Source organism: Nonomuraea roseola, from assembly GCF_039535395.1.
Lineage (GTDB): Bacteria > Actinomycetota > Actinomycetes > Streptosporangiales > Streptosporangiaceae > Nonomuraea > Nonomuraea roseola.
The window spans coordinates 125,371-135,722 of record NZ_BAAAXC010000014.1 but is presented as its reverse complement, the minus strand read 5'-3'; the positions used below and the strand labels follow the sequence as shown (position 1 = coordinate 135,722).

10 protein-coding genes are annotated in these 10,352 nt (G+C 71.8%); 5 read left to right on the top strand and 5 right to left on the bottom strand.

Features of this window, described 5'->3' with window-relative positions:
- Positions 1–13: 13 nt before the first annotated feature.
- The 3 genes from ABFX55_RS18990 to ABFX55_RS18980 all read left to right on the top strand — a co-directional run bounded on the left by ABFX55_RS18990 (position 14) and on the right by ABFX55_RS18980 (position 3,398).
- Positions 14–799, top strand: a complete 786-nt coding sequence (locus tag ABFX55_RS18990; RefSeq protein WP_312895394.1) for a DeoR/GlpR family DNA-binding transcription regulator — start codon at positions 14–16, stop codon at positions 797–799.
- 90 nt (positions 800–889) lie between these two features.
- Positions 890–2,455: an alkaline phosphatase D family protein gene (locus tag ABFX55_RS18985; RefSeq protein ID WP_346122782.1), complete on the top strand. Its 1,566-nt coding sequence runs from the start codon at positions 890–892 to the stop codon at positions 2,453–2,455.
- 13 nt (positions 2,456–2,468) lie between these two features.
- Positions 2,469–3,398 (top strand): discoidin domain-containing protein, encoded by a 930-nt coding sequence (locus ABFX55_RS18980; protein WP_346122780.1) that lies wholly within the window; start codon positions 2,469–2,471, stop codon positions 3,396–3,398.
- Positions 3,399–3,453: 55 nt separating this feature from the next.
- Here the strand turns inward: ABFX55_RS18980 and ABFX55_RS18975 are convergent, their stop codons facing one another.
- Positions 3,454–5,430, bottom strand: coding sequence for a glycosyl hydrolase family 18 protein (locus ABFX55_RS18975; protein ID WP_346122778.1), 1,977 nt, complete (start codon positions 5,428–5,430; stop codon positions 3,454–3,456).
- Positions 5,431–5,621: 191 nt separating this feature from the next.
- Between ABFX55_RS18975 and ABFX55_RS18970 the strand changes: the two genes are divergently transcribed.
- On the top strand, positions 5,622–6,455 hold the full coding sequence (locus ABFX55_RS18970; RefSeq protein ID WP_346122776.1) for a PhzF family phenazine biosynthesis protein: 834 nt from the start codon (positions 5,622–5,624) through the stop codon (positions 6,453–6,455).
- Positions 6,456–6,525: 70 nt separating this feature from the next.
- Here ABFX55_RS18970 and ABFX55_RS18965 read toward each other — a convergent pair whose 3' ends face one another.
- The 3 genes from ABFX55_RS18965 to ABFX55_RS18955 form a co-directional block, all read right to left on the bottom strand.
- Complete coding sequence (locus ABFX55_RS18965) at positions 6,526–6,840, bottom strand: TraR/DksA family transcriptional regulator (protein WP_346122774.1); 315 nt, start codon at positions 6,838–6,840, stop codon at positions 6,526–6,528.
- A 190-nt stretch (positions 6,841–7,030) separates the two neighbouring features.
- Positions 7,031–7,405: a hypothetical protein gene (locus ABFX55_RS18960; RefSeq protein WP_346122772.1), complete on the bottom strand. Its 375-nt coding sequence runs from the start codon at positions 7,403–7,405 to the stop codon at positions 7,031–7,033.
- A 125-nt stretch (positions 7,406–7,530) separates the two neighbouring features.
- Positions 7,531–8,757 (bottom strand): MFS transporter, encoded by a 1,227-nt coding sequence (locus ABFX55_RS18955; protein WP_346122770.1) that lies wholly within the window; start codon positions 8,755–8,757, stop codon positions 7,531–7,533.
- A 337-nt stretch (positions 8,758–9,094) separates the two neighbouring features.
- On the opposite strand from ABFX55_RS18955, the gene ABFX55_RS18950 reads away from it, so the two are divergent.
- Entirely contained in the window at positions 9,095–9,445 is a 351-nt protein-coding gene (locus ABFX55_RS18950; protein ID WP_346122768.1) for an ArsR/SmtB family transcription factor, read from the top strand.
- Here ABFX55_RS18950 and ABFX55_RS18945 read toward each other — a convergent pair.
- Complete coding sequence (locus ABFX55_RS18945) at positions 9,435–10,334, bottom strand: diacylglycerol/lipid kinase family protein (RefSeq protein ID WP_346122766.1); 900 nt, start codon at positions 10,332–10,334, stop codon at positions 9,435–9,437. The genes ABFX55_RS18950 and ABFX55_RS18945 overlap by 11 nt on opposite strands.
- Positions 10,335–10,352 lie beyond the last annotated feature (18 nt).

Sequence of the window (10,352 nt, the reverse complement as noted above, 5' to 3'; positions counted from 1 at the left end):
GGAGAGTGCACAGGTGAGTTCACGTCAGCGCGTCAACGCGGGCGCGGCCAGGCGGCAGGCGATGGCCGAGCTCGTGGTGCGCAGGGGGACGGCGTCGGTGGCCGAACTCGCCGAGAGCTTCGGGGTGAGCGTGATGACGGTCCACCGCGACCTCGACGAGCTGGAGCGGCAGGGGATGGTGCGCAAGTTCCGCGGCGGGGTGACGGCGCAGGCCTCGAACGTCTTCGAGAGCAACATCGCCTACCGGCTCACCGCCCACCTGGCCGAGAAGGAGGCGATCGGCAGGCACGTCGCGGGGCTGATCGAGCCCGGCAGCTCGGTCATGATCGACGACTCCACGACCGCGCTGGCCGTGGCCCGTCACCTCGGCGAGGCGGCCCCGCTGACCGTCGTGACGAACTTCCTCGAGGCCATCAGGCTGCTGGCGGGCGCTCCCGGCATCAGGCTCATGGCGCTCGGCGGCGAGTACCACGCCTCCCACGACTCCTTCCTCGGCGTGGCCTGCGTCGACGCGGTCGAGGCGATGAGCACCGACCTGCTCGTGGTGTCGACCTCGGCGATCTCCGACAGCTACGCCTTCCACCAGGAGCAGGAGATCGTGCTGGTGAAGCGGGCGATGCTGCGCTCGGCCTCCCGCAGCATCCTCGCCGTCGACCACTCCAAGCTCGAACGGGTGGCGCTGCACAGGGTGGCCCCTCTCGACGACTTCGACCTCGTCGTGGTCGACTCGCGCACGCCTGACGACGCCGTGCGGCGGCTGCGCGAACGCCACCACAACGTCGAGGTGGCACAGGTGTGAAGAGGCTGTGAATTTAACTTAGGTCTTGTTAAATCAACATCACTCTTGCTACAAAGTGTGGGCTCCCGTCCCCTCCCCCCTGGGAGACCCATGGACCGCCGCTCCTTCTTCGGATTAGGCGGGGCCGCCATGGCCCTGGCCTTCACCACGAACCTGGCCGATCCCTGGACGGCCGAGTCGGCCGCCGCCCGATCGGCCGACTACCCCTTCCAGCTCGGCGTCGCGTCAGGCGACCCCCTGCCCGACAGCGTGATCCTCTGGACCAGGCTGGCCTCCAGACCGCTCGAACCGCTGGGCGGCATGCCGTACCGCAAGATCAGAGTCGAGTGGGAGCTAGCCGAGGACGAGGGGTTCACCCGGCGCGCCAAGCACGGCGCCGCGTGGGCCCTTCCCGAGTACGGCCACTCCGTCCACGTCGACGTGAAGGGCCTGCGGCCGGGCCGCGACTACTTCTACCGGTTCAGGACAGGCGACGAGCTCAGCCCGGTCGGCAGGACCAGGACCGCGCCCGCCCTGGGCAGCAGTCCCGAGGCGCTGACGCTGGCCTTCGCCTCCTGCGCCTCGTGGCAGGACGGCTTCTACACCGCCTACGGTCACCTGGCCGCCGAACGGCCAGACGTCGTCTTCCACCTCGGCGACTACATCTACGAGTACGGGATCGTCGCGAGCGGAGGCAACCGCGCGACGCCCGTGCCCGACCAGTTCAGGGTGCAGTGCGACACCCTCGACCGCTACCGCATCCAGTACGGCCTCTACAAGAGCGATCCCGACCTGATGGCCGCCCACGCGGCGGCGCCGTGGATCGTCACCTGGGACGACCACGAGGTGCTCGACAACTGGGCGGGGGTCCACGGCCCCGGTGGCGAGGTCACCGAGCAGGACTACCTGGTCATCAGGGCCAACGCCTTCCGCGCCTACTGGGAGAACCTGCCCATCAGGGTGCCGGTCGTGCAGGGCCCCGACGCCCGCGTCCACCGCAGGTTCACCTTCGGCGACCTGGCCGAGTTCAACGTGCTCGACACCCGTCAGTACCGTGACGACCAGGTCTGCGGCGACGGCCAGCAGTACGACTGCGCGGAAAGGCTCGACCCCGCGCGCCAGATGCTCGGCGCCGAGCAGGAGAAGTGGCTGCTCGACGGCCTGGGGAAGTCGAGGGCCAGATGGAACGTGCTGGCCCAGCAGATCGCCATGTGCCGGCTCGACTACGACCCCGCCCCCGCGCAGCGGCTCAGCATGGACCTCTGGGACGGCTACAAGGCGGCCAAGGACCGCGTGCTCAACGGCATGGTCGAGCGGAAGGTGCGCAACCCCGTCGTGCTCACCGGCGACATCCATTACAACCTCGCGGGGGAGCTGAAAACCGACTTCGACGACCCCTCCGCCCCCACCGTCGGCGTGGAGTTCGTCGGCACCTCCATCAGCAGCGGCGGCAACGGCAATCCGGCGACGGGGCTGCCCCCTGGCGGCTCCGACCCCGTCAACCCGCACATCAGGTTCTCCAGCTACCAGCGCGGCTACGTCTCCTGCTCGGTCACCAGGAGCCAGTGGCGGTCGGACTTCAAGGTGGTCCCCTACGTCACCAGGCCGGGCGCCCCCGTCTCGACCAGGGCCGGCCTGGTGGCGCTCGACGGCGTGCCCGGCCTGCACGCGCTCTAGGAAGGAGCGGCACATGAGACATCTCGCCGCGGCGCTGACCGTCGCCGCCCTCACGCTCACCACGGGCGCCGCCGCCCTGGCCGACAGGGACGACCCCGAGCCGGCCGTCCAGGCGCCCGAGCAGGATCTGCCGTCGGTCTCCTCGCTGAAGGTCACCCCCGGCACCAGCAAGGGAACGGGCAGGCTGATCCCGATCGCGGGGGCCGGCCTGCTCGTCGCGCCCCTGGGCGTGGACGCCGCCTGCCCCGCCAAGATCGAGATCGGCATGCGCAGCGACGCGGGCAAACCTCGCTACGCCGACATGTCCGTCGAGATCGACGCGCCGCTGACCGCTTCGCGCTCGATGCTGTCCAGCTACCTGCCGCCCGGCTACGAGCTCGGCGCGAAACTGCTGGTCGCCGTCCCGCCCTCCACCCCCAAGGGGGAGTACGGCCTGCGGCTCGAAGCGGGCAAGGAGCGGCTGGCCGTACCGGTGCGGGTGGTCGGCGTGGACGAGCTCGACAACGGCGGCAACCTCGCGCTCAGGCGGCCCGTCACCGCCTCCTCGCAGCACACCAACGCCAACTATCCGGCCTGCAGCGTCGTCGACGGCGACCGCAGCTCCAACGGCTGGGCCGGCGGCAACGGCTGGAACGACGCCACAGGCAGGGTCTGGCCCGACACGGTCGACATCGCGCTGGGCGGCGCCAGGAGCGTGACGCGCGTCGACCTACACACCCTGGACACCGAACGCTATCCGGCCTCCTCGGTGGGCCTGCGCGACTGGGACGTCCAGGCCAGGGTGGAGGGCCAGTGGCGGACGGTCGCCCAGGTGCGCGGCAACACCAGGGGCAGCGCGCGCTCCGACTTCGCCGCCGTCACCACCGACGCGATCCGCGTCTCGGCGCTGGCCTCCAACGGCGCCAACGACTACACGCGCATCATCGAGGTGGAGGTCTTCTGACGCCCGTCAGGGCCGGCCCGGGTGCGGGGCCGGCCCTGACGGGGGCAGCCGGGGGTCAGCCCAGGCCGTTCCTCATCGCGGTGATCAGCTCACCGTTGGCGGTGTCGCCGCTGAGCTCCCAGAAGAACGCGCCGCCGAGGCCCTGGCTCTTCGAGTAGCCCATCTTGCCGCCGATCGTGCTCGGCGTGTCGTAGCTCCACCACTGGTTGCCGCAGTGGGCGTAGGCCGTGCCCGCGACGGTGCCCGTGGCGGGGCAGCGGGTCTTGAGCACCTTGTAGTCCTCGATGCCCTGTTCGTAGGTGCCGGGCGCGGGGCCCGTGGCCGTGCCGCCCGGCGCGGCCTGGGTGACGCCGGTCCAGCCCCTGCCGTAGAAGCCGATGCCGAGCAGCAGCTTGCTCGCCGGGATGCCCTTGCTCTTGAGCTTCTGGATGGCGGCGTCGGAGTGGAAGCCCGCGATCGGGATGCCGGAGTAGGAGGTGAGGGGGGAGTGCGGGGCGGTCGGTCCCTGCGCCGCCCACGCGCCGAAGAAGTCGTAGGTCATGACGTTGTACCAGTCGACGTACTGGGCGGCGCCTCCGTAGTCGGCCGCGTCGATCTTGCCGCCGTCGGTGCCGTCGGCGGTGATGGCCGCGGTGACCAGGTTGCCCGAGCCGAAGCGCGTGCGCAGGGCCGACATCATGTTCCTGAACGCGGCGGGGCCGCTGGTGTCGCAGGTGAGGCCGCAGGCGTTCGGGTACTCCCAGTCGATGTCGATGCCGTCGAAGACGTCCGCCCAGCGCGGGTCCTCCACCAGGCGGTAGCACGACTCCGCGAAGGCCGCGGGGTTCTGCGCGGCCTGGCCGAAGCCGCCCGACCAGGTCCAGCCGCCGAAGGAGAAGAGCACCTTGATGTTGGGGTACTTCTTCTTGAGCTTGCGCAGCTGGTTGAAGTTGCCGCGCAGGGCGCCGGCGTCCCAGGTGTCGGCGACGCCGTCCACGCTCTCGCCCGCCTGGTAGAAGCGGTCGTAGTCGGCGTAGCTGTCGCCGATGGTGCACTGGCCGTTCTGCACGTTGCCGAAGGCGTAGTTGATGTGGGTCAGCTTGGCGGCCGAGCCGCTGGTGTCGATGTTCTTGACGTGGTAGCCGCGCTGGTAGACGCCCCACTGCACGAAGTAGCCGAGCACCTTGTCGCCCCCGCCTCCGCCGCCGCCCGTGGTGGTCGCGGTGACGGCGGTGCTGGCGGCAGAGCGGTTGCCTGCGGCGTCTCTGGCGCGGACGGTGTAGGTGTAGGCGGTGTTGGCGCTCAGGCCGGTGTCGGTGTGGGTGGTGCCGGTGACGGTGGTGATCAGGGTGGTGCCGCGGTAGACCTCGTAGCCGGTGACGGCGACGTTGTCGGTGGAGGCGTTCCAGGCCAGGGCGACGGTGCTGGAGGTGACGCCGGTGGAGCGCAGGTTGGCAGGCACCGACGGCGCGGTGGTGTCGCCTCCGCCGCCGCCCGTGGTGGTCGCGGTGACGGCGGTGCTGGCGGCAGAGCGGTTGCCTGCGGCGTCTCTGGCGCGGACGGTGTAGGTGTAGGCGGTGTTGGCGCTCAGGCCGGTGTCGGTGTGGGTGGTGCCGGTGACGGTGGTGATCAGGGTGGTGCCGCGGTAGACCTCGTAGCCGGTGACGGCGACGTTGTCGGTGGAGGCGTTCCAGGCCAGGGCGACGGTGCTGGAGGTGACGCCGGTGGAGCGCAGGTTGGCAGGCACCGACGGCGCCGTGGTGTCGCCGCCCCCGCCGCCGGTGGTCTTCCACAGCGCCGGGACGTTGGGCGGCTCCCAGCCGGGCTGGGAGGTGTGGCTCTGGCGGCACTCGTACTCGACACCGTTGTAGGTGACACGGGCGCCCGCGGCATAGGCGGTCCACGGGGCCCAGTCGGCGAAGGCCGCCGAGGCGCTGGAGGTGCCGGAGAGGGCGGCGCCGTACGCGCCGGGTGGGGTGACGACCGCCGCGGTGAGCGGCAGGAGTAATGCCGCCAGCCCCGCGAGGGCCTTGCTCAGGAGGGTGTTCTTCATGATGCTCCGCCATCCGGTAGGGGGTGTAGGGGGTGGGAGGGGAGGTCAGCGAGGAAACTATTAGTAAGGTTTCCTTTTAATTTGAGTTGACGTTAACCTCTGACCGCTACAGCGTCAATACGTGAATTCGGGTGGTGGCTGACGGGTGACCTCGATGGGCCCTGGCCGGGCGCGTGCGTCATGATGGCCGGGTGCATGACGTCCTGAAATATGTCGCCTTCACCAGCACGGCTTCGGGCGGCAACGCCGCCGGAGTGGTCCTGGACGCCCACGGCCTGTCCGACGGCCAGATGCTCGCCATCGCCGCGGACCTCGGCTACTCCGAGAGCGCCTTCCTCTTCCCCGAGGGTGGCCACGCCTACCGGATCCGCTACTTCAGCCCCCTGGCCGAGGTCGCCTTCTGCGGCCACGCCACCATCGCGGCCGCCGTCGCCCTCGGTGAGCGCATCGGCCCCGCGATCGTGGACCTGCTCACCCAGGCGGGCCCGGTCCAGGTGGAGATCACCAAGGGGGACGGCATCACCGCCACGCTGACCAGCCCGCCCTCCTCGACCCGCCCCGCCACCGGCGAGGAGCTGCGACGGGCGCTCGAGGCGCTGCGCTGGTCCGCCGACGACCTCGACCCCGCCTACCCTCCGCACGTGGCCAACGCGGGCAACGACCACCTCGTGCTGGCCGCTGCCACCCGCGAGCGCCTAGCCGACCTCGACTACGACTTCGACGCCCTCGCCGAGCTGATGGCCGAGGGCGGCTGGACCACGGTCCACCTGTTCTGGGCCGAGTCGCGCACCGTCTTCCACGCCCGCGACCCCTTCCCTCCGGGTGGCGTCGTGGAGGACCCGGCCACCGGCGCGGCGGCGGCCGCCTTCACCGGCTACCTCCGCCACCTGGGCCGTCTCGACGACGGGGAGGTGGTCACCATCCACCAGGGCGCCGACATGGGCCGCCCGAGCCTCCTGACCACGACGCCCGTCCCCGGCGACACCCGCGTCCGGGTCTCGGGCGCGGCCGTTCCGATCGGCTGACCCTCGCCCGCCGATCGTCGTGAGGCCGCCCGGCGAGGGCCGGCCGCGGTCAGGCGGCCGGCCCCGCGGGTCAGGCCGCTTCGCGGCGGCGCTGGCAGGTCATGCAGTACCGCGCCAGCGGGCGCACCTTCAGCCGCTCGAACGGGATGGGTGCCCCGCAGCCGCCGCACGTGCCGTAGCTCCCCTCGGCCAGGCGGTCCAGACCCTCCCTGGCCTCGGCGATCGCGTGGTCGGCGGCGGCGACGGAGGCGAGCAGGTCCCGCAGGTCCACGTCGCCGTCCGAGGCCGCCTTGAGGTCGGCGAGCTGGGCGACGCGCCAGCGCAGGTGCTCTTCGAGCTCCTCGCGCAGAATCTGGAGCTGCACGGAGCTGAGTCCGGTGGTCATGTGGTCGGTCCTTCCGAATGGGGGCGGGCGGCGCCGGGCGATACGGCTCCCGCGCCGCCGCAGGGCGCGAAGGCCCCGTCGAGGCCGGACATGGCGGCATCGACTCCTTGACGTGGAGAAAAGGGAGCCGGGGTACGGCTCAGCCGGCCGCGGCGAGAGACCCCGGCGGCCGGGGTGACATGCGGATCGGCTAGATCGCCGGCGGGCTTCGCGGCCCCGCCGTGCCGTGCGCGCTCTGCCGTGGGCTGCGCGCGGGGTTCGGCTCCGGCCAGCCGGCCTGCTGAGAAGGCGAGGGATCGGCGTCACTGTCGTGAGCGGCGTGACGCGGTGGCGGCCACAGGGGCAGCACGTGCTCGCGCACTCCCGCGGCGGCCGGCGGCAGGTTCGACGACTGCGCGATCCACGCGCCGGGCGCCCATGCCTCGTCGGACACGGCGCTCGCCCGCTGCGCGGGGTCGCTGCCGTACCAGGCCGGCGTCGAGCCGACCAGCATGAAGGCGAGCAGCACCAGGCCCACCACCAGGGAGAAGGCGGTGGACCCGCGCGGAACCCGCCACGTGACCATGCAGCCGACCATAGCCCACGCCGTACGGACCCAGAACTCGGGAGAGGGCCCCGCTCACTCGCACGACGAGCACCCCGCTCGCCTTCGCGGGGCGAGCGGGGTGCTGGGATGGTCTCGAACCGCGTTCAGCGCGCGGCGAGGGCCTCCTCACCGTCGGCCGGCCCGGCGGGCGCGCCGTCGTCCGGTCCGGCGGGAGGGGCGGGACGGCGGCGCAGTATGAGCGTGACGAGCAGGCCGGCGACCATGCCCGCCGCCGTCAGCAGCACCACCAGGAACTCGCCTTCGGCGGTGGCGGCGCGCAGGGCCTGGCCGGTCAGTCCCTCCATGCCGAGGTCGGCGAGCGCGGTGAACACCGCGAGGCCGATGGCGTTGCCGATGTTGAGCGTGGTGGAGGCGATGCCGTTGGCGATGCCCTGCTCGTGGGCGGGGGTGCCGGTGGCGGCGGCGATCCACATGGAGGTCCAGACGATGCCCTGCCCGACGCCCGAGACCATGAGCCCCGGCACGAGCAGGCCGTACCCGGCCTCGGAGTCGAAGCCGAAGGCGAGGACGGCCGTGCCCAGGACGCCGACGGCGAAGCCGGTCAGCAGTGTGCTCCTGGTGCCGACGCGGGTGGCGAAGCGCTCGCCGAGCTGCGTGCCGATGGCGATGGCGATCGAGGGGATGAGAAAGGCGAGCCCGGTCTGCAGGGCGCTGTAGCCGTGCACGCTCTGCATCAGGACGGTGAGGAAGTACGGCAGGACGCCGAAGGTCGCCATGTAGACGAAGGTGACTGTCATGCCGACGGTGAGGCTGCGGTTGCGGAACAGCCTGAACGGCATCAGCGGGTCGGCGCTTCGGGCCTCGACGAGCGCGAAGAGCGCCAGCAGCGCCACGGCCAGGACGAAGGCGCCGATCACCGGCGGGCTGCCCCAGCCCAGCTCGGGCCCCTCGACCAGGCCGAAGACCAGCAGCGTTGCTCCGGCCGTGACGCTGAGCGCGCCGGGCAGGTCGAACCTGCGGCGCACACCCTGCGCGCTGTCGCGCGGGATGACGAACAGGGAGGCCAGCGCGACGAGCCCGGCCAGCGGGACGTTGACGAAGAACACGGCGGGCCAGCCGAAGTTCTCGGTGAGGACGCCGCCGAGCAGGGCGCCGATGGTCAGGCCGCTGGCGCCCGCGCCGCCCCACACCGCCAGCGCCCTGTTCCGCCTGGGCCCCTCCTCGAAGATGGTGTTGATCAGCGACAGGGTGGCGGGCAGCAGCAGCGCGCCGCCGATGCCCTGGACGGCGCGGGCGACGATGATGACCGTCGCGTTGGGCGCCAGCCCTCCCGCCAGCGAGGAGACGGCGTAGAGCACGAGGGCGAGCACGAAGACAGAGCAGGTCGGCCGCGCGTCCGCCGAACAGCAGGAAGCCGCCCGCGAAGACGACGTACGCGCTCACGACCAGTTGCTGGGTCTGGCCGGGGAAGCCCAGCTCGGAGCCGATCTCGGGGAGGGCGACGAAGACGATGTTGAGGTCGAGCGCGTAGACGAGCTGCGCGAGGGCCAGGAGCGCGAGGATCCAGCCGTGCCGTCGCCTGGCAGGCGCGGATGACATGGGCATACGAGAAGGCCTCTCTCAGGTTCCAGGAATCGTACGTATCCTTACGTACATTCGTACCGTGAGGCAAGCCAGAATGTTCGACTGTCGCGGTACAGTGGGACCATGAGCTTCCGCCACCCCGACCGCGATCAGATCCGGATCGAGAACGTCCTGTCGGCGCTGGGGAACCCGCTGCGGCTCGCCGTCATCCGGGTGCTCGACGCCGGAGGGGAGCACAACTGCGGCGGGGTGCTGAACCTCCTGGGGGTGACGTCGAAGTCGACGATGACGCACCACTGGCGCGTGCTGCGCGACAGCGGCGTGATCTGGCAGCAGCCATCGGGCAGGGAGAACCTGCTCACGCTACGCAGGGACGACCTCGACGCGCGCTATCCCGGCCTGCTCGACGCGATACTGGCGGGCGCCGTCCGCGACGGCTCCGACTCGGCAGAGCCCTCCCCGCTCAGCGCGTGACGCCGGCCCCTCCCGCTTCGGGGGCCAGGATGCGCCAGGCTCCGGGCAGGACCGTCCAGGTGCGGCGGGTGACCGCCGCGCCCAGTTCCCCGTCGGCGTTGACCGGCACGGCCTCGCCCGCGATCGTGATCTCGCCGCCCCGGTAGGTGCGCACGTCAGCGCGTGAACGGTGCTCGCCCCTGCGCAGCAGGAGGGCGAAGCCCAGGCGGGCCGGCAGGCTGACGGCGAAGGAGACCACCACGTCGGCCAGGCCGTCGTCGGGCCGGGCGGCGGGGGTCAGCGGGGTGCCACCGCCGATCGTGGTGCCGTTGCCGATGCCGGCCATCAGGACCCTGCGGCGGCCGTCGGCCACCGGCGTGCCGTCCACGGCGATCCGCAGCCGCCACCCGCGCGCCCGCAGCCCCGCGAGCACCGCGCCGACGGCGTAGGCCGTCCTGCGCAGGAACGGCTTGAGCGGCGTGGCCTGCTCGGAGGCCTGCGCGCCCACCCCGACGTGCACGGCGTTGACCACGATGCCGCCCCTGTCGTCGGTGAGCAGGTCCAGCGCGCGCGTGTGCCCGTCCAGGACGACGCGAGCCGCCTCGCGCGGGTCGAGGGGGATGCCCAGCCCCCTGGCCAGGTCGTTGCCGGTGCCGAGCGGCACCAGCCCGACCGGCCTGTCGCCCAGCTCGCCTCGCGCGGCCAGCGCCGCCACCAGCGCGTGCAGGCTGCCGTCGCCGCCCACCGCCACCGGGAGGCGATCGGGGTGCGCCGCCAGCGCGCTCGCGAGGTCGTCAGGATCCTCGCAGGTCAGGACGTCGGCTCCCTCCTCGAGGGTGCGCAGCACCGTGCGGAGGGCGTCGTCGTCGGCCCCACCGGCGGACGAGTTGCAGATCACCAGCAGCTTCACAACGCTCCTCCCTGCCCC